This window comes from Leucobacter sp. gxy201, from assembly GCF_051043335.1.
In the GTDB taxonomy this organism is placed as follows: Bacteria; Actinomycetota; Actinomycetes; order Actinomycetales; family Microbacteriaceae; genus Leucobacter.
Genome location: NZ_JAMXWS010000007.1, coordinates 37835 through 60030, shown reverse-complemented (window position 1 = coordinate 60030; position 22196 = coordinate 37835). Strand labels below are relative to the sequence as shown.

22 protein-coding genes are annotated in these 22196 nt (G+C 69.0%); 18 read left to right on the top strand and 4 right to left on the bottom strand.

Annotated features, from left to right (window positions below):
* The first annotated feature begins 119 nt into the window (after positions 1 to 119).
* From murC to NHL51_RS11855, 9 genes are all read left to right on the top strand, one after another.
* Positions 120 to 1553 (top strand): UDP-N-acetylmuramate--L-alanine ligase, encoded by a 1434-nt coding sequence (gene murC / locus NHL51_RS11895; RefSeq protein ID WP_434144047.1) that lies wholly within the window; start codon positions 120 to 122, stop codon positions 1551 to 1553.
* A gap of 59 nt (positions 1554 to 1612) precedes the next feature.
* A complete protein-coding gene (locus tag NHL51_RS11890; protein WP_434144045.1) occupies positions 1613 to 2728 on the top strand; it encodes an FtsQ-type POTRA domain-containing protein in 1116 nt (371 codons plus the stop codon).
* Positions 2729 to 2898: 170 nt separating this feature from the next.
* The gene (gene ftsZ / locus NHL51_RS11885) at positions 2899 to 4131 is read left to right on the top strand and encodes a cell division protein FtsZ (RefSeq protein WP_434144043.1); all 1233 of its coding nucleotides are present in this window, start codon (positions 2899 to 2901) and stop codon (positions 4129 to 4131) included.
* A 51-nt stretch (positions 4132 to 4182) separates the two neighbouring features.
* Positions 4183 to 4836: a YggS family pyridoxal phosphate-dependent enzyme gene (locus NHL51_RS11880; RefSeq protein WP_434144113.1), complete on the top strand. Its 654-nt coding sequence runs from the start codon at positions 4183 to 4185 to the stop codon at positions 4834 to 4836.
* Positions 4837 to 4866: 30 nt separating this feature from the next.
* Positions 4867 to 5379 (top strand): cell division protein SepF, encoded by a 513-nt coding sequence (locus NHL51_RS11875; protein WP_434144041.1) that lies wholly within the window; start codon positions 4867 to 4869, stop codon positions 5377 to 5379.
* Positions 5380 to 5382: 3 nt separating this feature from the next.
* Positions 5383 to 5679 (top strand): YggT family protein, encoded by a 297-nt coding sequence (locus NHL51_RS11870; RefSeq protein ID WP_434144039.1) that lies wholly within the window; start codon positions 5383 to 5385, stop codon positions 5677 to 5679.
* 86 nt (positions 5680 to 5765) lie between these two features.
* Positions 5766 to 6431 carry a DivIVA domain-containing protein gene (locus tag NHL51_RS11865; RefSeq protein ID WP_434144037.1) on the top strand — a complete coding sequence of 222 codons (666 nt, stop codon included), beginning with the start codon at positions 5766 to 5768 and terminating at the stop codon, positions 6429 to 6431.
* Positions 6432 to 6478: 47 nt separating this feature from the next.
* Entirely contained in the window at positions 6479 to 7063 is a 585-nt protein-coding gene (lspA, locus tag NHL51_RS11860; RefSeq protein WP_434144035.1) for a signal peptidase II, read from the top strand.
* Positions 7050 to 7967 (top strand): RluA family pseudouridine synthase, encoded by a 918-nt coding sequence (locus NHL51_RS11855; protein WP_434144033.1) that lies wholly within the window; start codon positions 7050 to 7052, stop codon positions 7965 to 7967. Before lspA ends, NHL51_RS11855 begins: the two co-directional genes overlap by 14 nt.
* 18 nt (positions 7968 to 7985) lie before the next feature.
* Here the strand turns inward: NHL51_RS11855 and NHL51_RS11850 are convergent, their stop codons facing one another.
* The gene (locus NHL51_RS11850) at positions 7986 to 8816 is read right to left on the bottom strand and encodes a hypothetical protein (RefSeq protein WP_434144031.1); all 831 of its coding nucleotides are present in this window, start codon (positions 8814 to 8816) and stop codon (positions 7986 to 7988) included.
* Positions 8807 to 9685, bottom strand: a complete 879-nt coding sequence (locus tag NHL51_RS11845) for a DUF2690 domain-containing protein (protein ID WP_434144029.1) — start codon at positions 9683 to 9685, stop codon at positions 8807 to 8809. The genes NHL51_RS11850 and NHL51_RS11845 overlap by 10 nt, the downstream gene beginning before the upstream one ends.
* 567 nt (positions 9686 to 10252) lie before the next feature.
* On the opposite strand from NHL51_RS11845, the gene NHL51_RS11840 reads away from it, so the two are divergent.
* Together NHL51_RS11840 and NHL51_RS11835 are read left to right on the top strand one after the other, a co-directional pair.
* Positions 10253 to 11053, top strand: coding sequence for a DUF4190 domain-containing protein (locus NHL51_RS11840; protein ID WP_434144027.1), 801 nt, complete (start codon positions 10253 to 10255; stop codon positions 11051 to 11053).
* 52 nt (positions 11054 to 11105) lie between these two features.
* Positions 11106 to 11933, top strand: coding sequence for a hypothetical protein (locus NHL51_RS11835; RefSeq protein ID WP_434144025.1), 828 nt, complete (start codon positions 11106 to 11108; stop codon positions 11931 to 11933).
* 45 nt (positions 11934 to 11978) lie between these two features.
* On the opposite strand, the gene NHL51_RS11830 is transcribed toward NHL51_RS11835, so the two are convergent.
* Positions 11979 to 13526 carry a glycosyltransferase family 2 protein gene (locus tag NHL51_RS11830; protein ID WP_434144024.1) on the bottom strand — a complete coding sequence of 516 codons (1548 nt, stop codon included), beginning with the start codon at positions 13524 to 13526 and terminating at the stop codon, positions 11979 to 11981.
* A 685-nt stretch (positions 13527 to 14211) separates the two neighbouring features.
* On the opposite strand from NHL51_RS11830, the gene NHL51_RS11825 reads away from it, so the two are divergent.
* Positions 14212 to 14475 (top strand): hypothetical protein, encoded by a 264-nt coding sequence (locus tag NHL51_RS11825; RefSeq protein WP_434144023.1) that lies wholly within the window; start codon positions 14212 to 14214, stop codon positions 14473 to 14475.
* A gap of 467 nt (positions 14476 to 14942) precedes the next feature.
* On the opposite strand, the gene NHL51_RS11820 is transcribed toward NHL51_RS11825, so the two are convergent.
* Positions 14943 to 15461, bottom strand: a complete 519-nt coding sequence (locus NHL51_RS11820; protein ID WP_434144021.1) for a hypothetical protein — start codon at positions 15459 to 15461, stop codon at positions 14943 to 14945.
* On the opposite strand from NHL51_RS11820, the gene NHL51_RS11815 reads away from it, so the two are divergent.
* The 6 genes from NHL51_RS11815 to msrA all read left to right on the top strand — a co-directional run bounded on the left by NHL51_RS11815 (position 15460) and on the right by msrA (position 22195).
* On the top strand, positions 15460 to 15822 hold the full coding sequence (locus tag NHL51_RS11815) for a hypothetical protein (RefSeq protein WP_434144020.1): 363 nt from the start codon (positions 15460 to 15462) through the stop codon (positions 15820 to 15822). The genes NHL51_RS11820 and NHL51_RS11815 overlap by 2 nt on opposite strands.
* A gap of 44 nt (positions 15823 to 15866) precedes the next feature.
* Positions 15867 to 16499 carry a hypothetical protein gene (locus NHL51_RS11810; protein WP_434144019.1) on the top strand — a complete coding sequence of 211 codons (633 nt, stop codon included), beginning with the start codon at positions 15867 to 15869 and terminating at the stop codon, positions 16497 to 16499.
* A 5-nt stretch (positions 16500 to 16504) separates the two neighbouring features.
* Positions 16505 to 17116 carry a hypothetical protein gene (locus tag NHL51_RS11805; RefSeq protein WP_434144017.1) on the top strand — a complete coding sequence of 204 codons (612 nt, stop codon included), beginning with the start codon at positions 16505 to 16507 and terminating at the stop codon, positions 17114 to 17116.
* Between the two features lie 147 nt (positions 17117 to 17263).
* Positions 17264 to 20773 (top strand): DNA polymerase III subunit alpha, encoded by a 3510-nt coding sequence (gene dnaE, locus NHL51_RS11800; RefSeq protein ID WP_434144112.1) that lies wholly within the window; start codon positions 17264 to 17266, stop codon positions 20771 to 20773.
* Between the two features lie 46 nt (positions 20774 to 20819).
* Entirely contained in the window at positions 20820 to 21677 is an 858-nt protein-coding gene (gene nadE, locus NHL51_RS11795; RefSeq protein ID WP_434144015.1) for an ammonia-dependent NAD(+) synthetase, read from the top strand.
* Positions 21674 to 22195 (top strand): peptide-methionine (S)-S-oxide reductase MsrA, encoded by a 522-nt coding sequence (gene msrA / locus NHL51_RS11790; RefSeq protein WP_434144014.1) that lies wholly within the window; start codon positions 21674 to 21676, stop codon positions 22193 to 22195. Before nadE ends, msrA begins: the two co-directional genes overlap by 4 nt.
* Position 22196: the final 1 nt, after the last annotated feature.

Genomic DNA, 22196 nt, shown 5'->3' with positions numbered 1-22196 from the left:
GCAGCCGAGAACGGCTCCGGGAGCGGCCCGAAGAGCGGCCAGAAGCGCGGCGCGGTCGCGGCGCGCTCGCAGGCCGAGGCGGTACGCTGGAGTGTCGATTCGCGCCGCTAGGAGGCCACATGATCTATCCGGATCTGGAACTCGAGATCCCCGAACAGCTCGGACGAGTGCACTTCGTGGGAATCGGCGGCTCGGGCATGAGCGGCATCGCGCGCATGCTGCATGTCGCGGGCGTCACGGTCACGGGCTCTGACCGCTCGGCCAACTACTCGACCGAGGCGCTCGAGGCGCTCGGCATCACGATCTTCATCGGCCACGACGCCGCGAACGTCGGCGATGCCGACACGCTCGTCGTGACCGGCGCCCTCTGGCAGGACAACCCCGAGTACCAGTACGCGCTCGCGCAGGGCATTCCGGTACTGCACCGCTCGCACGCGCTCGCCTGGCTCACGCGCGGCAGCCGGCTCGTCTCGGTCGCGGGGGCCCACGGCAAGACGACGTCGACCGGCATGCTCGTCACGGGGCTGCTCGGTCTCGGCGTCGACCCGTCGTTCGTGAACGGCGGCATCATCGAGTCGCTCGGCGCGTCGTCGGGTTCGGGCAGCGACCCGATCTTCGCGATCGAGGCCGACGAGAGCGACAAATCGTTCCTGATCTACGACACCGCCGTGGCGCTCATCACGAACGTCGACCCCGAGCACCTCGACTTCTACGGTTCGCGCGAGAACTTCATGCAGGCGTTCGTCGACTTCGCAGCCGGCGCCGGCGAGACCGTGGTCATCTCCGCGGACGATGCGGGCACGCGCGAGGTGCTCGCGGCGCTCGAGGCGCTTCGCGGCCAGGGATCGCGGCTGCCCGCCATCCGCACCTTCGGCGAGTCCGAGGGTGCGGATGTGCGCATCGTCTCGATCGACGACTCCGGCCCCGTGCGCTACGAGGTCGAGATCGACGGGGTGCGCTACGCGGGCTCGCTCGGCATCTACGGCCGGCACAACGCCGTCAACGCCGTCGGGGTGGTCGCCGCGCTCACCGGCCTCGGCTACGACGCCGAGCGGTCGATCGCCGCAGTCGGCGAGTTCGGCGGGACCAAGCGCCGTTTCGAGCTCCACGCCGACGTCGGCGGCGTACGCGTGTACGACGACTACGCCCACCACCCGACCGAGGTCGACGCGCTGCTGGCTTCGGCCCGCGCCGTGTCGGGCGAGGGCCGCCTCATCGCGATCCACCAGCCGCACCTCTTCAGCCGCACGAGCATGTTCCATCGCGAGTTCGCGGAGGTGCTCGAGGCCCGCGCGGACCACACCGTGGTGCTCGAGGTCGATGGTGCGCGCGAGGATCCTGTGCCGGGAGTCACCGGCGCCCTGGTGTCGAACGACTTTCACGATGCATCGCGCGTCGCCTACATCGACGACTGGCAGCGCGCGGCGGACTACCTCGCCGAGATCGCCCGACCGGGCGACGTCATGGTGACGATGAGTTGCGGCAGCGTCTACCGGATCATCCCGCAGGTCGTCGAGGCGCTGCGCGGGCGCTTCGAGGCCGAAGGCCGATAGCCGGCGCGATGAAACGACCGAGCGGTTTCGATCGCGCCCCCGAGCGGCGGGAACCTCCTGTGCGCGCGGACGCGCCCGCGCGCCGTCGTACCGTGTCAGGGTTCTTCGGGGGGCACCGGGCGGAGCGGGGCGCGCCGGCGGCGTCGGAGCCCTCCACGCATGCAGACGCCTTCGATGCCGCGGATGCGCCCGGTGCCGCGGTTTCGCCGGAGCATCCGGAGACTCCCGAAACTCCCGAGCGGGAGCGGACCGCCGAGGGCGGAGCATCGTCCGGGACGGAGCGGGCGCCGTCGGCACCCGATTCCGACGGCGAGGGAGCGGGGGAGCAGCTCGCCGCGACGGTCGATCTCAGCGAAGTGCGCTCCGGCGGCGGGGCGCTCGCTCGAGCGAACCGCTCGGCCGACCCCGTGCGCGAGGCCGAGCAGCGCATGCGCACGGCGCAGCGGCAGCTCAAGCGCCGCGAACGCCGCGAGCGGCGCCGGTTCTCGTTCGCCTCGCGCAGGCGGCGACGGTGGTGGCTCGTCGCGGGCGGTGCGGTTCTCGCGCTCGCGATCTTCGTGCTCGCCGGGGTGTTCACGCCGGTGATGTCGGTGCGCAACATCGAGATCTCGGGCGCGTCGGCCGTGAACCCCGCCGACCTGCAGCAGGCGCTCGACCGCTTCTCGGGCACGCCGTTGGCGCTCGTCGATGACGGCGAGGTGCGCGGCGCCCTCGAGCCGTTCGCGCTGGTCGAGCGATATGCGGTCGAGCGGATTCCGCCCGACACGCTGCTCGTGCGCATCGAGGAGCGGGTGCCCGTCATCTCGATCGGCGACGACGGCGCCTATCAGCTCTACGATGCGGCGGGGGTGCTGGTCGGCAGCGCGGAGGCGCCGCCGGCGGGCGTTCCGGTCGCCGACGGGCGGGCGAAGGATCTCGGTTCGGAGGCATTCGCCTCGGCGGCGCGCGTGCTGCGCGACATGCCGGCCGAACTGCGCGCGCAGGTGACCGCGGTGTCGGCGTCGAGCGGGCAGGACGTGCTGCTCGCCCTGACGAACGGCGCCGAGGTGATGTGGGGCGGTCCCGAGGACACGGCGCGCAAGGCGATCGTGCTCACGACCATGTTCTCGTCGCTCGCCGAGCGGCCGGTGAGCTATCTCGACGTCTCGTCGTCCGAGGCCCCGGTCTTCCGGTAGCGGCGTCGAGGCGGCGCTTCGGAGCGCGTCTCGGAAAGTTCGCCGTCGAATTCGGCGTGTCTGCGAGGCGCGCGGGGCAATGCCGCATACCTTGGTGCCCAGGAAACGTATACGGCGATACTAACACTTAACTTCAGGTAGAGGTTGAGAGTTAGGGGCGGAGGAACCAGGTGTCAACGAACCAGAACTACCTCGCGGTGATCAAGGTGGTCGGCGTCGGCGGCGGCGGCGTCAACGCCGTCAACCGCATGATCGAGCTCGGCCTGCGCGGGGTGGAATTCATCGCCGTGAACACCGACGCCCAGGCCCTGCTGCTGAGCGACGCCGACGTCAAGCTCGACGTCGGCCGCGAGCTCACCCGCGGTCTCGGTGCGGGCGCCGACCCCGAGGTGGGCCGTCGCGCCGCCGAGGATCACGCCGAGGAGATCGAAGAGGCGCTCGCCGGAGCCGACATGGTCTTCGTCACCGCCGGCGAGGGCGGCGGCACCGGCACCGGCGCGGCCCCCGTCGTGGCGCGCATCGCCAAGTCGATCGGCGCGCTCACCATCGGCGTCGTCACCCGCCCCTTCAGCTTCGAGGGCAAGCGCCGCGCGGCTCAGGCCGATGCCGGCGTGCACACGCTGCGCGAGGCCGTCGACACGCTCATCGTCGTGCCGAACGACCGCCTGCTCGACATCAGCGAGCCCGGCATCAGCATGATCGAGGCATTCGCCGCCGCCGACCAAGTGCTGCTCGCCGGCGTCTCGGGCATCACCGACCTCATCACCACGCCGGGTCTCATCAACCTCGACTTCGCCGACGTGAAATCCGTGATGCAGGGGGCGGGCTCCGCCCTCATGGGCATCGGCTCGGCGCGTGGAGCCGACCGCGCGATCAAGGCGGCCGAGCTCGCCGTCGCCTCGCCGCTGCTCGAGGCCTCGGTCGAGGGCGCCCACGGCGTGCTGCTCTCCATCCAGGGATCGTCGAACCTCGCGCTCAGCGAGATCTACGAGGCCTCCACGCTGGTGCAGGACGTCGTGCACCAGGAGGCCAACATCATCTTCGGCACGGTCATCGACGACACCCTCGGCGACGAGGTGCGCGTGACCGTCATCGCCGCGGGCTTCGACATCGACCAGGTCGCGTCCGCTCCGGCGCCCGAGCGCGGGCGTCGCGGCAGCCACATCGAGAGCATCGACGACGTCCCGTCGCAGAACTCGCACACGGCGGCGGCCGTCGCGAGCGGCGAGGCCACCGGGCTCGGCTTCAAGGGGTTCAACGCGAACCGCGGCGAGGCCGACCAGTCGGCGACCGGCCAGTTCGGCGAGGTGCTCTCGAACCCGCCGGTCGAGGCGCAGCTGACCGACCCCGCGTTCGACGGCGACGATGACGACGATCTCGACATCCCCGACTTCCTGAAGTAGGCGGTCTCGGTGACGGACACGCAGCCCGGCCTCGCCGAGCGCCTCGCCTCGATGCGCGCGGGCATCGTCGATGCCTGCCGCGCCTCGGGCCGAGCGCCCGAGGAGACGACGCTGATCGTCGTCACGAAGTTCCACCCCGCGAGCCTCGTCGCCGGGCTCTCGGCGCTCGGGGTCCGCGATGTCGGCGAGAACCGGCACCAGGAGGCCCAGGCGAAGGCCGCCGAGCTCCAGGACCTCGACCTGCACTGGCACTTCATCGGCCAGCTGCAGACGAAGAAGGCGCGCCAGGCCGCGCAATACGCGCGATCGATCCACTCGATCGATCGGGACCGGCTCGTCGACGCCCTGTCGACGGCGGAGGTCGCCGAGCCCATCGACGCCTTCATCCAGGTCAACCTCACGAACGATCCGGGCCGCGGGGGAGCCGCCCCCGAGGCGCTCGAGCCGCTCGCCGAGCAGATCCTGGGCACTTCGACGCTGCGCCTGCGCGGCGTCATGGCGGTCGCCCCGCTGCCCGAGGAGGAGGCCGCGGCCCGCGCGTTCGCGCGTCTCGCCGGCTACTCGGAGCGCCTCCGCGCGATCGATCCCGAGGCCACAGCGATCTCCGCGGGCATGACCCACGACTACGCGGAGGCGATCGCGGCCGGCGCGACACACCTGCGTATCGGCAGTGCAATCACCGGCAAACGGCCGGAACCCCGATAGTCTCGGAAGAACTCACCGTTGGGAGAGAAAATGAGCAATCCGCTGAAGAAGACCATGGTGTTCCTGGGCCTCGCCGAGGAGGATCTCGAGGAGCAGGGCGCGCAGCCCGTCGCGCAGAAGGAGACGCCCGCTGCCCGTGCGGCGAGCCCGGCACCGGCGGCGAAGTCGTCGGCCCCCGCACAGCGACCCGCACCCCAGCGCGCACAGGTCACGCCGCTGCGCCGGGTCACGCCGACGAAAGCCGCGCCCGTGCAGGCGATGAACGAGATCCTGACGGTGCACCCGTCGGAGTACAAGGACGCCAAGGTCATCGCGGAGAGCTTCCGCGAGGGCGTGCCCGTCATCATCAACCTCTCGCGCATGGAGGAGCACGACGCGAAGCGTCTGATCGATTTCGCGAGCGGCCTGACGATGGGCCTGAACGGCCGTATCGAACGCGTGACGAGCAAGGTCTTCCTGCTCTCGCCCGAGCACATCGAGGCGTCGAGCGATGAGGATCGACGGAACGAGAGCGGCTCATTCTTCGTCGCACCCACCGCGTAGCACGTGGAGATCGTGCTCATCGTCGGAACAGCGATCCAAGCGCTGCTCCGGCTCTACACCCTTGTGCTGTGGGGGCGTCTCGTCTTCGACTGGGTCACCGTGCTGAACCGCAGATTCCGCCCGCGGGGCGCGCTCGCGGTGCTCGTCGAATCGATCTACACCGTCACGGATCCGCCGATCCGCATGTTCCGGAAGGTGCTTCCCCCGATCCGGCTCGGCAACATCTCACTCGACCTCGGCTGGATGCTCACGATGGTCGCGTGCTGGTTGCTGATCGCGATCATTCCCGGCTGGTGGTGATTCCGCACTGCGCGGAACCGCCGTTATTTGCTAGCGTAGATATTCGACCACGGCAGTGGTCTCCCGAAAGCGAAAGAGACTGAACGATGGCACTGACCCCTGAAGACGTCGTGAACCAGAAGTTTACGATCACGAAGTTCCGTGACGGTTACGACCTCGATCAGGTCGACGACTTCCTCGATTCGATCGTCGAGGAGTTGCGTCAGCACGAGCAGGAGAAGGCCGAGCTGCGTGCGCAGATCGAAGACCTCACCGCGAAGCTCGAAGCCGCCGAGGCCAGCTCGGACGACGCTCCCACCGTGGCCGCCTCCGAGCAGACGATCGTCGTCGACACTCCCGCACCGGTGCCCGTTCAGGCGCAGGCGGCGGCTCCGGCACCCGCGACCGCGGCGCAGCCCGACGCCGTCAAGTCGAGCGCGATGCTGCAGCTCGCGCTCGAACTCCACGACAAGCACGTCAGCGAAGGCGAGACCACTCGCGACCGCCTCATCAACGAGGCCGAGAACAAGCGCGACGAGATGATCTCTGATGCCGAGCGCACCGCGAAGCAGATGGTCGAAGAGGCCCAGGGCAAGCGCGCCGAAGAGCTGCGCCTGCTCGGCGAGGAGCGCACCGACCTGCAGAGCCGCATCAAGGATCTGCGCTCCTTCGAAGGCGAGTACCGTTCGACGCTGCGCTCGTACATCCAGTCGCAGCTGCGCGGCCTCGACGGCTCGCCCGAGCCCTCGGGCGCTCCTGAAGGCCTGAGCTGAGCGAGCGCGCGGACGACCTCCTCGAGGGAGCAGCGGTCGGACGTCGGGTGACCCGACGATTCGCTCCGCTGCTCCTCTTGTGCGCCGCGGCGGTCGTCTACGCCGGCGACCAGCTCTCCAAGAACTGGGTCGTCTCGCACCTCACCGAGGGCGAGACCGTCCCGGTGTTCGGCGACTTCCTGCAGTGGCACTTCGTCAGGAACCCCGGCGCAGCATTCTCGATGGCGAGCGGCTCCACGTGGATCTTCACGATCCTCGCGGCCGCGGTGGTCGTCGTGATCCTCTGGCAGTTCAAGCGCCTCGCATCGTTCGCCTGGGCGCTCTTCCTCGGTCTGCTGCTCGGCGGAGTGCTCGGCAACCTGACCGATCGGCTCATGCGGCCCCCGGGGTTTCCCGAGGGTCACGTCGTCGACTTCATCCTCACCCCGTGGATGTGGCTCGGGTTCAACCCGGCGATCTACAATGTGGCCGACATCGGCATCGTCACGGGGATGGCGGTCTTCATGATCGTGACCCTGCGCGGGATCCCCATCGACGGCAGCCCTCGCAGCTCGAGCGCCGCCGCCGATGACGCCGCCGCCGACGACGCCCCGAACGACGATGAGGACGGCGAGCGCGATGGAGCAGCGTAGCCTCCCGGTGCCCGACGGGCTCGTCGGCGAGCGCGTCGACGCGGCCCTCGCGAAGATGCTCGGCTTCTCGCGCAGCTTCGCCGCCGAGATCGCGCAGGCCGGCGGCGTCGTGCTCGACGGCCGCGAACTCGGCAAGTCCGACCGGCTGACGGCCGACGGCTGGCTCGAGGTCGCGTGGGAAGAGAAGACCGGGCCCGAGATCGTGCCCGTGCACGTGCCGGAGCTCGGCATCATCCACGACGACGACGATATCGTCGTCGTCGACAAGCCCGCGGGCGTCGCAGCGCATCCGTCGCTCGGCTGGCAGGGCCCGACCGTGCTCGGCGCGCTCGCCGGCGCCGGCTTCCGCATCGCGACCTCCGGGCCTCCCGAGCGGCAGGGCGTCGTGCACCGCCTCGACGCCGGCACGAGCGGGCTGATGGTGGTCGCGAAGAGCGAGCGCGCGTACAGCGGGCTCAAGCGCGCCTTCAAGGAGCGCGAGGTCGACAAGATCTACCACGCCGTCGTGCAGGGCCACCCCGACCCCCTTGCAGGCACCATCGAGGGCCCCATCGGCCGGCATCCCGGCCACGAATGGAAATTCGCCGTCACCCGGGACGGCAAACCCTCCATCACGCACTACGAGACGCTCGAGGCGTTCCCGTTCGCGAGCCTGCTCGAGATCCACCTCGAGACGGGGCGCACCCACCAGATCCGCGTGCACATGTCCGCGCAGCGGCACCCCTGCGTCGGCGACGCCATGTACGGCGCCGACCCGACGCTCTCGGAGCGGTTGCAGTTGACCCGGCAGTGGCTGCACGCGAAACGCCTCGGCTTCCGCCACCCCGGCACCGGCGACGCCGTCGAGTTCGAGAGCGTCTACCCGGCCGACCTGCAGTACGCGCTCGACGAGCTCGCGCGCTGATCGGATCCGGCGATCGCGCTAGCCGGCCGCTCCACCCGGTGTGAGGCAGTCAGGATCGCCGGGAGACGCAGGCGGGTACTCCCGGCGCTGCTCGTCGTTGCCGCTCGCGACATCGTATTCGAGAGCATCCGAGACGCACCGATCGGGCGCCGGTGCGCGGAGGAACGTCGCCGTGCCGTCGCCGTACACCGGGTATCCGGGCTCCTTGACCCAGACCTCCGTACCGCGGACCGCGTCGACGCCGATCACTCGGCTCTCGGGCGTACCGCCGGGAACGAGTTCGCCGTCGAGATGCACGGCCACGACGCCCAGATCGGAGCGGCCGGCGAAGGCCGCCGCGTGCGGCCCGCCCCGGAGTACGCGCGTACGCGAGACCTCGCGGGGCTGCGCTTCGGCGCTGATGCCGAGCACGAAGGTGACGTGCTCGAACTCGGAGTACCCCCGATAGACCATCTCGTGGGAGGTCTGGACGATGCCGACGATGACGGGGCTGTCGCCGTCCGCATCCTGCGTGTAGGAGTAGCTCTCGGCGACGATCTCGTAGTCGTCGCGCGCGGGCAGCGCGATCCCGCCTCCGAGCAGCTCGCTCGCATCGAGCTCGGCGGCAGTGCCGTCGGGGAGGCGGATCGTCCCCGGACCCGTCAGATACGGTTCGGCGGTGTCGCCGGCCGGTCGTTCGAAGGGGCCGAACTCCGCCCACTCCGGCGCGCCGGATGCCGCTCCGGCGCTGTCGCCGGCGGGGACGCATCCGACGACGGCGCCGACGATCAGTGCGGCGCACACGCCGACTCCGAGCACGCGGAACGCGGGCGGCGGCGATCCCTTCCCGGGGCTCCCGGTCAGATGCACAGCATCGGCCCGAGGTCTTCGGTGCGGCCGTCCACGGTGATGGTGGCCTGCCCGCAGACGCGCGCCGTGACGTCGGGCTCGACGATCATCGGCGTGTAGAGCGACTGCAGATTCACGTCGGAGCGCGACTGGCTGCGCCCGCTCTGCGGGTCGTCCATCGGCCAGATGCGCATCGTCATCGAATTGCCCTCGGCCTGGTTGTCGTAGCGCGTGACCCGGCCCCAGACCGCGAGGCAGTTGTTGGAGTACATCATCTGCACGTGCACCTGGTTGTCGAGCTTCGCCTCGCTCGCCGCGATCACGGCATCGTCCTTGCATTCGGTGCGCATGGGGTCGACGCCGTTCGCGGCCGCGAGGTACGGGCCTTCCGCGTTCTCCGGCGTCGGGACCCCGGAGGCCGCGGGCGACGCCAGCGCACCCCAGACGAGGCTGGTGACGACGGCGGCGACGATCGCGGCGCCCGCTGCGATGCCGATGGTCTGGGGGAGCGAGAACCGGCGCCCCGGCGGCTCCGGCGTGCTCTCGGATGCCGTCGCGGGGAGGGTCTTCTTCGGATCGAGCGCATCGCGTCGGGCACGCCAGACCTGCTGATCACCGCCGAGCGCGGCGACGACCTTCAGCACCGTGCGTTCAGTCGGCAGAGCTCGCCCCGAGAATGCGACGGAGAGCACGCTCTTCGAGATGTCGGTCTCGAAACTGAGGGCGGTGAGCGTCGGATCGCCCGCCGCGGAGCGCAGATCGCGCAGTCCTGCGGCGAACGCCGTGATCGAGTCCGCGCCGCCGTCGGAACCGACCGGGCCCGGATGACGGAGGCGCTCGGTGTCGACTCCTGGGATCCGTGGAGCGTCGTGGGTGCTGGAGCTGGACATACTCACCTTCATGCCGTGGAGGTACGGTTGGCCGAACGCCGCTGTTCGGCCTGCGGAAACGATCATCGCAACCTTGGTGATAGCGTATCCACCCCTGTGCGGCCGCAATGCGCGTCGGCCGCGATCTCGCTGGATATGCCCCGGGAAACCGCGGAATCATGCGGATTCGAATTTTCCGAACGGTGTTCGAACGGTCCGAAAACCGAGGACGATTCCGCTGCGCACCGCCCGCGAGCCCGAGTCCCCGGGCAGCCTGGCGTTCGAAGTTCCCGACTTTCCCGATGCGCTCCCGAACGGCCTCGAACCCGCCGGTCGCGTGCTTGACTGAGGCCCGGTCATCGATGCGGAGACCGCCGGATGCGGCGTCGGCGGCGGCCGCGACGAGAGAGGAAGCGCACATGGCGATGTACACCGGGAGTATCGGCCCGTCGGGTGGAATGCAGAGTCGGGTGACCTGCCGGCACTGCGGTGGGGCGTTCTACATCGACCCGCATTTCGCGAGCGCTGCCGGGCGATGGAACTGCCCGCACTGCACGCGCGAGAACTGAGTCGGTCGGAGGACGCCTCGTGGCCTACCCGCCCCTGCCGCCCCCGCCGCCGGCCCCCGAATGGCGAGCGCCGGCGGCCGGCCGCTTCCAAGCGCCGCCGCTGCCCGCCGCGGCTTCCGCGCAAAGCCCGCCTCCGCGCACGCCGTCTCCGGGTGTCGGCCCGAGCGCACCGATCGCGACTCCCGCGGTGCTGGCGCTGGTCTTCGGGTTCCTCTTCGCTCCGCTCGGCATCGTCCTCGGCCATATCGGGCTCAGTCGTGTGAAGCGCACCGGGGAGCGCGGACGGGGACTCGCCATCGCCGGTCTCGTGCTCGGATACGTCGGTCTGGTCGGCGGAGTCATCGCGATCGCGGTGACCGCGGTCGGGCTCGCGCAGCTCGGCTCCGCCCCGACGGCGTCGATCCCGTACGAGGCCGACGAGGGCGGCTCGACCGGCATCGGGTCGGCGACGGACGGCGTCGCCGAAGCGCCCTCCGAAGACGAGGGGACGACCGCGAACGAAGAACCGGTGCCCGCGGCCCCCCAGCTGAGCCGGGTGGCGCAGGAGTACTGCCCCGCGGGCGACAGCATCGCGTTCGAAGGCGAATCGACGTCGTTCGCGGTCGTCGTCTGCGCGGGGACGTCGGGCTACACCTACGCCGGCGGGAACGCCGAGTTCGGCTACATCGCCGTGCCCGCCGTGGCGCGGAACGGCGGCTGGGTCGCGGCGAACTCCGCCGTCGAGTACAGCGTCAGCGACGCGGTGCTCCTCGCGGTCGATCGGCAGACGGGCGAAGCGATCGTCGCCGAGCCGATGCTGTGGAGCACACGATTCGAGTGACGCGCGAAGGACGACAGGCGGCGATACGGCTGCCGGGAGAAGAGGCGGGGCCATGACGGAATCGATGATGCTGGTGAAGAAAGGCGTCGTCGAGGGGTCACTCGACAACCTCGCCGACGATCTGTTCACCATGTGCGGGTTGACCTGGGTGTATACGAGCGCGGGGCCGCTGGAGCATACCTATGCGCATCTGGCTGCGAAGACCCGGCTCTTCGCGGAGACGCGGGTGCTCGCGAGCGGCATCGGTCGCTTCGAGGAGCTCGCGGGTCTGCTCTGGACCGCGGGCGAGGGCCCGCTGGGCAGCTACGTCGCCGTGCACTGCATGCCCGACGCCGATAGCCACATGCTCATCGACCGGCTGGTGATGCCGACCGATCGGCTGGAGGGCGGGGTGACCCGCGATACGGTGCAGCTCGGGGAGGCGCAGGAGGCATTCGCGAGGCTGCATTCGGCCGCCCTCACGGTGCCGGTGTGGGAGATCGCACCGTTCAGGAATGCCGCACCGATCGCCTTCCCGGTGGCGCTCCGCGCCGAAATGCTGCAGGCGGGGTGGGAAGCGGTCAGCGATGTGCTGCTCAAATCGATCGTTCCCGGCGTCGCGACGCGCACGCAGGTGCTCTACTTCGGAACCGCGGATGCGGACAGCTGCGCGCTCTACTCGCCGATACTGCAGAACGACGGCGAGACCGTGCCCGAGTTCTTGCGCGGCCAGGATACGGGGCGCTACGAGTTCGAAGCCGTCGGCGACAAGGTGTTCCTGCGCCTCACGATTCCGAGATATCCCGTGCCGCCGATCGAGCAGATCCATGCGGAAGGGCTCGTGCTCGCCGAGTATGCGGACCGATGCGAGGCGCTGTTCTCGGAACAGGATCTGCTGTGATGCTGCGCGGGCCCGAGGCGTTCGAGCCGGGGGCGGCGCGCCGCACTACGCCCTCGACGAGCTCGCCCGCTGATCGACATGCCGCCGCAGGTCCAGGCTGAGATTGCCGGCATCGGTCGCGTAGACCCGCGGGGTCGACGCCGCAGCGGTCGTGCCGCCCGCGCCCACGCGGGTGCGCTCGCCGATGAACCCCGCCCGCGTCTCGACCGCGGTCCAGAGATCGATGCGCTGCCGCCCGAGCGTGCGCAAGAGCCCCTGCGAGAGCGAGAAGCGCACCCGGTACGCCGGGGCGCCGCCGCTCTCGTAGCCGACGACCGTGCCCGGCACCGTGCGCAGTCGCCCGTCGCGGCGGCCGCCGAGCAGCAGCGAGAACCTCGGGGTCGGGCCCGAGAGCGCGGCCGACAGTGCGCGCCCGGCCCGCCGCACGGATCCGTGGCGCGACAGCTGCGGCACGGCGGCCGCGTTCGCCCGGAGCATGCGCAGCCGCGCACGGCTCGGACGGTCGTCGACGAGCGGCGATCCCTGGCCCGGAGCCCGCACCAGCACCTCGAGCTCGATGCCGCGCCCCGCCTCGACCGCGCGAGCGCAGACCGACTCGTGCGCGAGACGTGGCCCCGCCTCGATGAACGCGTTCAACCCTGCGAGATCGCCCGCACGGATGAGCCCGAGGAGGCGCCGCTTGCCCGGGTCGGTCGTGTGCGCGTCGAGGGCGACCGGCACGAGATCGTCGAGGAACTCGCGATGCAGGTCGATCCAGACCGCACGTCGCTTCGGCGACATGCGCGACCACTTGCGCGGCGCGTAGAAGCGCAGCCCCTTGCGCAGGAAGAACTGATGCACGAGCGCGTCGGCGCGCGCCGGGTCAGCGACTCCGGCTCTCAGGATGCCGGCGATGCGCCTACAGGATTCCACGTAGTTCCGCGGGTCGATCGCGCTCGACGAGATGTTGCCGCCGTCGTCGCGGCGCGCGATGCAGTACAGCGGCTCCCGACCGCAGAACGCGATGCGTCGCGCCAGCACGTAGGCCCTCGCGACGAAGATGCCGTCTTCGAGGCGCACCTTCTCCTCGGGGAAGCGCAGGCCGTCGCGTTCGATGATCTCGCGGCGGAACAGCTTCTGCGGCGAGATCGTCTCCATCGCCCGTTCGAGCCGCATCGTGCCGTGCGGGTGCGTCTTGAAGACCGACTGCACGTCGCGCCCTCCGGTGCCGACGAAGCGGGGCACGACGACATCGATCGGCTCGTCGTCAGCCTCATCGACCATCTCGACCATGCTGCGCAACGCCTGCGAGGGCATCGTGTCGTCCGAGTCCATGAAGAACACGAACTCGCCAGAGGCGCGTTCGAGACCGCGATTGCGCGGCGAACCCGGCCAGCCGCTGTTCGGCTGATGCACGACGGTCAAGCGCGCATCGAGGGCCGCGAAACGGTCGAGCTCCGCGCCCGAGCCGTCGGTGGAGCCGTCGTCCACCGCGATGACCTCGAGTGCCGCGAGATCCTGCGCGAGCACCGACTCGAGCGTGCCCGTGAGGTACGGCATCGAGTTGTAGACGGGGATGATGACACTGACCCGCGGGGTTCTCGGATCGTTCAACTGCGGCCTCCTCACGCGCGGCGCCTGTCTCGGAGCCGCTCTCGTCGCGGAGGGATTCCGCAAGCGACACAGTAGCGCCGTGCGGAGCGGCCCGGCTGGGCGCCGGCATGAGGTTCGCTGTGAGCCCGCCCGGAAACGTCGCTGTGGCGGCCCATCGAACGGAAGCCGACGATCTCGACCCGGCTGCCGGGCTCTCGGGGCAAGGGCTCGGGTTCCGGGTTTTCCGGATTGTTCGGAAGCGATCGGAACCCGCTCGTACGGGCGCTTGCGGATGGTTTCCTGAGGTCGAGCCGTCACGATCGGCGCCGCCTTCAGGAGGGAACTCGCATATGGCCGTGTTCACGAGGAACAGCACTAGCACTGCCGGGAGAAGATGCTCGCGTGTTCTCGCCGTCGTCGTTGCGAGCGTCGCATCACTGGGCTTGGCGGCGTGCAGCGGTACTGGCACGGGGCAGAGCTCTGGCAACGGCGCCTCAAGCGTCGAACACACCGGGGAACTTGAGTCGGCGAACGGACCAGCCCCTCGCTTCGATGAGGGCGAATTGATCTTCTCGGATGCGGCGAGATCGAGAGCTTGGTCTCCGAATATCTGGACGGGCTGGTGCTCGAGCCCGAACTGCTCGAATACGGTGACGGGACCGAAGACTGCTTCTGGGGCTGGGAAGCCGCTCACGGCGGCCCGAGCATGCAGATCCAGATCGTTCACGGCGACTCGTACGACGCATCCGAGTACTGCGCCCAATTCGAGGAATCGGGCACCGCGGAGGTGCTCTCTTCCGAAGTGTTCGAATCGCTCGGCGGCTGCGCCACTGCCCCCGACGAGCTTCGTGTGAATGGGAGCGCAGGGAACGCCATGATCCGCGTGTACGCGGATCCGGAGATCGCCGCCGCTCAGAGTGACATGCTTGCGATGGCGGAGGCAGTCATGCAGCGGGCCGCAAACCCATGACCGCCGGACGGAGAGGCCGGCGAAGGAAGCCTGTGGCGGCGATCGGAGCATCGCTGCTCGCGATCGAGGCGCTGCTGCTCACCGCATGCGCCGCACCGTCCGAGCTGGAAGCAGCGGAGCCGCCGGCGAAACCGGCGGAACGCCCGGCGGCCTCCGAAGTCGAAGCCGAGCCGCAGGGCTTCGACGGGCGGCTCGACGAACTCCGAATCCATGAATGGGTCGTCGGCTACCTGCAGCCCGCCGAACTGCGATTCGGCCCGCGCACGGTCGCCTTCGACGAAGATGGCGTGAGCACGACGGTCCTCGGTGCGGAGAGCGAGATGCCCGGGGTAGTGACGCCTCCGAACGACCCGGACCGCGAGATCAACGGACGCTCGATCGGCGTGCAGCAGGATGCATCGTTTGACTCCGCTCTGATCGCCGCTTCGCTCGAGCGCAAGCGCTCATCCGGCCTGCAGGCGGGCGCGTCAGTCTTCGTGGCGCGCAGCTACGACGACTCCGGCACCATGACCCATGAAGTCGAGGTGCCCGGGCCCGAGCGCGGGTACATGGGGTCGACCTCGCTGTTCGGGGGCGTGGCCGTGCTCGACGCGCATGATGAGGATACGGATCAGGATCTGTACCTGGCGATCGACCTCGAAACGGGCGAACTGCTCTGGCAACGCGCCTGCGATGGCCGCTTCTACGCCAACGACTCGGTGATTGGTGCCGACGGCACCTACGTGATCAAATGCGGTCAGAACTATCAAGGCCTCGGCCTGCGCGACGGGGCTGTGAAATGGGAGCGCTCGACCGCCGAGCACAGCGACCGCGACGTCATGCGGCTGCCGAGCACCGGCGACTTCTTCACCTGGTACGGGGATAGACGGCATCTTCGATGCGGCGACCGGCGAGCAGCGGCTGCCGGGGCCTCTGGGCGAGATGGTGTTCGACCCCGTCACCGGTCTGCTCTCGGCCATCGTCGGCACGAGGACGGAGAACGGCATGTCGACCCCTGGCGGGCTGCACGTCATCGACCTCGACACCGGCGAAATCGTGTTCGAGGTGCCGGCGGCGGAGCTCGAGAGGCTCGGCGAGGTCGAGCTGCTCGGGACGTTCGACCAGCGCCTGTGGTTCTGGGGCGGCGACGGCCTCGACATCGTCGACATCCGCACCGGAGCCCAGGATCCGCTCGCGCCCGCGCGCACCGACGAGCCCGGTGGCGCCCGCAACATTCCGCTCGCCGCGGGAGAGACCTGGGTGCTCATAGGCGATGTCGACCCGTACGGCGGTCTCAGCGTCACCGGTATCTACCGAGACCCCGCGGGCGGTATCGAACTCGCGGACATCCCGCAGACCACCAGATGATCCCTGGCGAACACCAGAACCTACGAACAGGAAGGCCGAACACGATGGCGCAGACACTGAGAATCGCGGGGGCCGCGGCGCTCGCCGCAATGCTCGCGACCACCGGATGCTCGGGCGGCGTGCCCGGACTCTCGCTGGGCGGGATCAGCGACGACGATGTGCTGAGCAGCGTCGAGAACCAAGAGTTCCCGCTCTGCGCATGGATCTTCGCGAGTGCCGATGCGAGCGAGGAGCCGCTGCGCCTCATGGCGGAGCAGATCTACGCATTGGACGATCCGATTCTCACGGACCAGATCGTGATCGACCCGTACGGCTCCGAGCAGTACTCGGTGGAGGGGAGCCGGACGACGCTCGAATGCGGCGGCACCGGCTACGCGACCGACCTCAGATACGGCGACATCATCGACGCCGATATCGATGTCGAGCTCGTGGTCAGCTCCGAAGACCTGGATCGCCGAAGCAGCGAGGCCGAGGAGTACCGCGGGGCCGAGCTCCGCACGGACTTCAACGAGGTCATCGTGACGCTCTCCGATCGGACCGTGCTGTCGATCACCGGACCCTTCGACAGCCTCGAGGCCACGACCGATCCGCTCGCGCGGCTGATGGTCGACAGCTGGGAAGACGGCACGCTGAAGAAGCTCATGGCGGACCCGCCGGTCGAGATGCAGGGGGATTGAGCAGGATGAGAAAAGCTCTCATAGGGATCGCCGTGGCCGCCGCAATGCTGCTGAGCGGATGCGCCGGCGGCGGGTCGGACGGGCCGACGCGCGCGAGTGGCGGCGTGGAAGCCGATTGGAGCAAGCCGCTGACCGTGTGCAGGGGAGTCGACGCGGAGCTGCTCGACACGCTCGTGCGACCCTACTCGGAGGGACTCGAGTGGCAGATCGACGTCTCGTCGGGCGACACGTACGGCGACGCGCTCTCGTCGGTCGGGTGCACGTTCTCGTACGGGTCGTCGCATCGCGTCGAAGTCTCGATCGCTGAGAAGAGCAGCTCGCAGGATGCCGCCGCGGTGATGTCGGCGATGCAGGACGACGAGTGCCAGTCGATCGGCGACGTCGTATTCGTGACATGCGCCGAACCGGGGGAGGCCACCCAGGACTCCCTCGAGTCGCTGAGCCGGCTGGGGCCGGTGCTCGTGACCGTGCAGGCGTACTTCTGGCAGGAGGCGATCGCCGACCGGGACGAGTACGAGGCGAAGATGGCGGAGCTGCACGAAGACGCAGCCCGCCTCGCGATCTCCTTCGGCATCGCCGCGGAGGACGACCCGAGGGGCGCAGAACCGGCCGGGTAGGGCCTCTCCAGGCGCGATGCCCGAGCCGGAGAGACGCTGCGGCATCTCCCGGTCGGGCGCGGTACCCTGGAGGGCGTCGATGGAGGGATGGTTCGGGTGTCCGAAAAAGACGGGTTCGTGCATCTGCACGTGCACAGCGAGTACTCGATGCTCGACGGCGCGGCTCGCGTCGGCCAGCTCATGGACGCGGTCGCCGGCCAGGGTATGAACGCGATCGCGGTGACCGATCACGGCAACACTTTCGGCGCCTTCGATTTCTGGAAGCAGGGCAGGGATCGCGGCCTGAACCCGATCATCGGTATCGAGGCCTACCTCACGCCCGGCACGCATCGCAGCGACAAGACGCGCGTGCGCTGGGGCGACGGCGGCGGCGATGACGTGTCGGGCGCCGGCGCGTACACGCACATGACGATGCTCTCGGAATCGACCGAGGGCATGCACAACCTCTTCCGCCTCTCGAGCTACGCCTCGATGGAGGGCTACTACTTCAAGCCGCGCATGGACCGCGAGCTGCTGCAGACCTATTCGAAGGGCCTCATCGCCACGACGGGCTGCCCGTCGGGCGAGATCCATACCCGCCTGCGGCTCGGGCAGTACAACGAGGCGCGCCAGGCGGCGGCGGAGTTCCAGGATCTGTTCGGCAAGGAGAACTTCTTCTGCGAGCTGATGGACCACGGCCTCGAGATCGAGCGCCGCGTGAAGACCGACCTCTTGAAGATCGCGAAGGATCTCGGCATTCCGCTCGTCGCGACGAACGACCTCCACTACGTGCACGAGCGGGACGCGGAGGCGCATTCGGCGCTCCTGTGCGTGCAGTCGGGATCGCGGCTCGACGACCCGAACCGCTTCCAGTTCAGCGGCTCCGGCTACTATCTGAAGTCCGCCGCCGAGATGCGGCACATCTTCCGCGACCTCCCCGAGGCCTGCGACAACACGCTCGCGATCGCCGAGCGGTGCTCCGTCGAGTTCAACACCTCCGCCAACTACATGCCCCGCTTCCCGGTGCCCGAGGGGGAGAGCGAGGACAGCTGGTTCGTGAAGGAGGTCGAGAAGGGGCTGCACTACCGCTACCCGAACGGCATCCCCGACGCGGTGCGCAAGCAGGCCGAGTACGAGATCGGCATCATCATCCAGATGGGCTTCCCCGGCTACTTCCTCGTGGTGGCCGACTTCATCAACTGGTCGAAGGACAACGGCATCCGCGTCGGCCCCGGCCGCGGCTCGGGCGCGGGTTCGATGGTCGCCTACGCCATGCGCATCACCGACCTCGACCCGTTGCAGCACGGCCTCATCTTCGAGCGCTTCCTGAACCCCGACCGCGTCTCCATGCCCGACTTCGACGTCGACTTCGATGATCGCCGCCGCTCCGAGGTGATCCATTACGTCACCGAGAAGTACGGCGACGCGCGCGTCGCGCAGATCGTCACCTACGGCACGATCAAGTCGAAGCAGGCGTTGAAGGACGCCTCGCGCGTGCTCGGCTTCCCGTTCGGCATGGGCGAGAAGCTGACGAAGGCGATGCCGCCCGCGGTGATGGCGAAGGACATCCCGCTCTCGGGCATCACCGACCCGAAGCACCCGCGCTACAAGGAGGCCTCCGAGTTCCGCGCCGTGCTCGAGGTCGACTCGGAGGCGAAGCAGGTGTACGAGACCGCGCTCGGCCTCGAGGGCCTGAAGCGCCAGTGGGGCGTGCACGCCGCCGGCGTCATCATGTCGAGCGACCCGCTGATCGACATCATCCCGCTGCAGAAGCGGGAGCAGGACGGGCAGATCGTCACGCAGTTCGACTACCCGACCTGCGAGGGCCTCGGGCTCATCAAGATGGACTTCCTCGGACTGCGCAACCTCACGATCATCTCGGACGCGCTCGAGAACATCGAACTCAACCGCGGCGAGACGCTCGATCTCGAGCACCTCGCTCTCGACGATCACGCCTCGTACGAACTGCTCGCCCGCGGTGACACGCTCGGCGTCTTCCAGCTCGACGGCGGGCCGATGCGCGGCCTGCTCAGGCTGATGAAGCCCGACAACTTCGAGGACATCTCGGCCGTGCTCGCGCTCTACCGCCCCGGCCCCATGGGCGCCGACTCCCACACGAACTACGCGCTGCGCAAGAACGGGCTGCAGGAGATCACGCCGATCCACCCGGAGCTCGAGGAACCGCTGAAGGAGATCCTCAACACCACCTACGGCCTCATCATCTATCAGGAGCAGGTGATGTCGATCGCGCAGAAGGTGGCGGGCTTCTCGCTCGGCCAGGCCGATATTCTGCGTCGCGCCATGGGCAAGAAGAAGAAGTCCGAGCTCGACAAGCAGTACGAGGGATTCTCGGGCGGCATGAAGGAGCGCGGCTACTCGGAGGCCGCGATCAAGGCGCTGTGGGACATCCTGCTGCCGTTCTCGGACTACGCGTTCAATAAAGCGCATTCTGCGGCGTACGGTGTCGTGAGCTACTGGACCGCCTACTTGAAGGAGCACTACCCGGCCGAGTACATGGCCGCCCTGCTCACGAGCGTCGGCGATTCGAAGGACAAGCTCGCGCTGTACCTCAACGAGTGCCGCCGTATGGGCATCAAGGTGCTGCCGCCCGCCGTGAACGAATCGTTCGTGAACTTCTCGGCGGTCGGCAGCGATATCCGCTTCGGTCTCGGTGCGGTGCGCAACGTCGGCGCGCACGTCGTCGAGGCGATCCGCGAGGCGCGCGAGGGCCAGGGCCGATTCGAGTCCTTCCACGATTTCCTCAAGAAGGTGCCGCTCACGGCGCTGAACAAGCGCACCGTGGAGTCGCTCATCAAGGCGGGCGCATTCGACGGCCTCGGCGGCACGCGCCGGGCGCTCGTCGAGATCCACGAGCAGTCGATCGAAAGCGTCGTGAAGGAGAAGCGGGCCGAGGAGAAGGGCGACGTCGGGTTCGATTTCGACAGCCTCTTCGCCGAGGCGGCCGAGGCATCGGGCGAATCCGCCGAGGCGGTGTCGCAGGTACCGGACCGGCCGGAGTGGACGAAGAAGGACAAGCTGGCGTTCGAACGCGAGATGCTCGGCCTCTACGTGTCGGACCACCCGCTGCGCGGACTCGAGAGCGTGCTCGCGAAGGAGGCGTCGGTATCGGTCGAACAGGCGACGAACACGGAGGCCAGCCCGAACCTCGACGGCGAGATCGTCACCCTCGCGGGTCTGCTCACCAGCGTGCAGCACCGTACCGCGAAATCAGGCAACCTCTACGGCATGGTGACCCTCGAAGACTTCACCGGCGAGGTGCAGGCGCTCTTCATGGGCAAGTCGTACCAGGAGTTCGGCAGCCTGCTCCAGTCCGACGCGATCGTGGCGCTGCGCGGCAAGATGAATGCGCGCGACGACGGCATGTCGATGCACGCGTACGGCGTGCGCCCCATCGACGTGGGGGCGCAGGACGACATCGCGACGCTCGAGCTCACGATCTCGGAATCGCGGGCCACCGAACCGCTGATGGAGGAGCTGCGCTCCACGTTGAAGCGCCATCCGGGGGAGAGCGAGGTGCACCTGAGCCTCATCACGCCGCACGCCGTGCGCATATTCGAGCTGCGCGAGCAGGTGCGCATCTCGGCAGACCTGTTCGGCGAGCTGAAGGGCATGCTCGGGCCGCGCTGCCTGCTGTCCGTCGAAGAAGTGCTCGCCTGAGCGCTTGTCGAATGCTGGGGCCGGGAGGCCGGAGTAGGCTGGGGGCGTGAGCGAGATGCAGCAGCGGATCATCGAAGAACTCGGTTCGAAGCCCGAGATCGACGTGTCGGAGGAGATCGAGCGCCGCGTCGCCTTCCTCGCCGACTACGCCCGATCGATCCCCGGGGTGCGCGGCTACGTGCTCGGCATTTCGGGCGGCCAGGATTCGTCGCTCGCCGGGCGCCTTGCACAGCTCGCGGTCGAGCGCCTGCGCGCCGAGGGCCGGGAGGCGGAGTTCGTCGCGGTGCGGCTGCCCTACGGCACGCAGCGCGACGAGGACGACGCGCAGCTCGCGCTCTCGTTCATCGGCGCCGACCGCGTGGTCGCCGTCGATATCGCTCCCGGTGTCGATGCGCTCGCGGAGCAGGTCTCTGCGGCGATGGGGGAGCCCGTCACCGATTTCAACAAGGGCAATGTGAAGGCGCGCGTGAGAATGGTCGCGCAGTACGCGATCGCGGGCGACCGTGCGCTGCTCGTGCTCGGCACCGATCATGCTGCCGAGGCCATCACCGGCTTCTTCACGAAGTTCGGCGACGGCGCCGCCGACGTCGTGCCGCTCGCGGGGCTCAACAAGTCGCAGGGCGCCGCGCTCCTGCGCGGGCTCGGCGCCCCCGACCGGCTCTGGGAGAAGGTGCCGACGGCGGATCTGCTCGACGGCGAGCCCGGCCAGAGCGATGAGGCGAGTCTCGGGGTGAGCTATCCCGAGATCGATGCGTATCTCAGCGGGGAAGAGGTCTCGGAGGCGGCTTCCGTCAACCTCGAGCGCCGCTTCCGCATGAGCGCGCACAAGCGGCGCCAGCCGGTCGGGCCCGACGACGATTTCTGGCGCGACGCGAACACTCACGGACAGGGGGAGCGCTCATGACGACTTTCGTGCTCGCCGGGGGCTGCTTCTGGTGCCTCGACGCCGCGTACCGGCCGCTCGACGGAGTGACGGAGGTGCTCTCCGCGTATACGGGCGGCAGTGTGCCGCACCCGAGCTACGAGGCGGTGTGCACCGGCGCGACCGGCCACGCCGAGGCCGTAGCGGTCACCTTCGACGAGGCCGTGATCCCTGCGGAGGTCATTCTCGACGCCTTCTTCACCATGCACGACCCGACCCAGCTGAACCGCCAGGGGGGCGACGTGGGTACGCAGTACCGCTCCGCGATGTTCCCGGCCGATGCCGCGCAGCGCGCGCAGTTCGAGGCCGCCATCGAGCGCGCTTCGGAGTGGTTCAGCGCGCCGCTCGTGACGACCATCGAACCGCTCGGTGAGCTGTACCCGGCCGAGGACTACCATCAGGATTTCTTCGCGAAGAACCCGACGCAGGGCTACTGCCTCGCCGTCGCCGTGCCGAAGGCCAACAAGGTGCGGGCGCGCTTCGCGGAATACTTGAAATAGA

Bases quoted from the DNA above. Each gene is read 5' to 3' on its own strand.
- murC (WP_434144047.1), top strand. From the start codon at position 120: ATGATCTATCCGGATCTGGAACTCGAGATCCCCGAACAGCTCGGACGA.
- NHL51_RS11880 (WP_434144113.1), top strand. From the start codon at position 4,183: ATGCGCGCGGGCATCGTCGATGCCTGCCGCGCCTCGGGCCGAGCGCCC.
- NHL51_RS11875 (WP_434144041.1), top strand. From the start codon at position 4,867: ATGAGCAATCCGCTGAAGAAGACCATGGTGTTCCTGGGCCTCGCCGAG.
- NHL51_RS11865 (WP_434144037.1), top strand. From the start codon at position 5,766: ATGGCACTGACCCCTGAAGACGTCGTGAACCAGAAGTTTACGATCACG.
- NHL51_RS11855 (WP_434144033.1), top strand. From the start codon at position 7,050: ATGGAGCAGCGTAGCCTCCCGGTGCCCGACGGGCTCGTCGGCGAGCGC.
- NHL51_RS11845 (WP_434144029.1), bottom strand. From the start codon at position 9,685: ATGTCCAGCTCCAGCACCCACGACGCTCCACGGATCCCAGGAGTCGAC.
- NHL51_RS11835 (WP_434144025.1), top strand. From the start codon at position 11,106: ATGACGGAATCGATGATGCTGGTGAAGAAAGGCGTCGTCGAGGGGTCA.
- NHL51_RS11825 (WP_434144023.1), top strand. From the start codon at position 14,212: ATGCAGATCCAGATCGTTCACGGCGACTCGTACGACGCATCCGAGTAC.
- NHL51_RS11815 (WP_434144020.1), top strand. From the start codon at position 15,460: ATGTCGACCCCTGGCGGGCTGCACGTCATCGACCTCGACACCGGCGAA.
- NHL51_RS11820 (WP_434144021.1), bottom strand. From the start codon at position 15,461: ATGCCGTTCTCCGTCCTCGTGCCGACGATGGCCGAGAGCAGACCGGTG.
- NHL51_RS11810 (WP_434144019.1), top strand. From the start codon at position 15,867: ATGGCGCAGACACTGAGAATCGCGGGGGCCGCGGCGCTCGCCGCAATG.
- NHL51_RS11805 (WP_434144017.1), top strand. From the start codon at position 16,505: ATGAGAAAAGCTCTCATAGGGATCGCCGTGGCCGCCGCAATGCTGCTG.
- dnaE (WP_434144112.1), top strand. From the start codon at position 17,264: ATGCTCGACGGCGCGGCTCGCGTCGGCCAGCTCATGGACGCGGTCGCC.
- msrA (WP_434144014.1), top strand. From the start codon at position 21,674: ATGACGACTTTCGTGCTCGCCGGGGGCTGCTTCTGGTGCCTCGACGCC.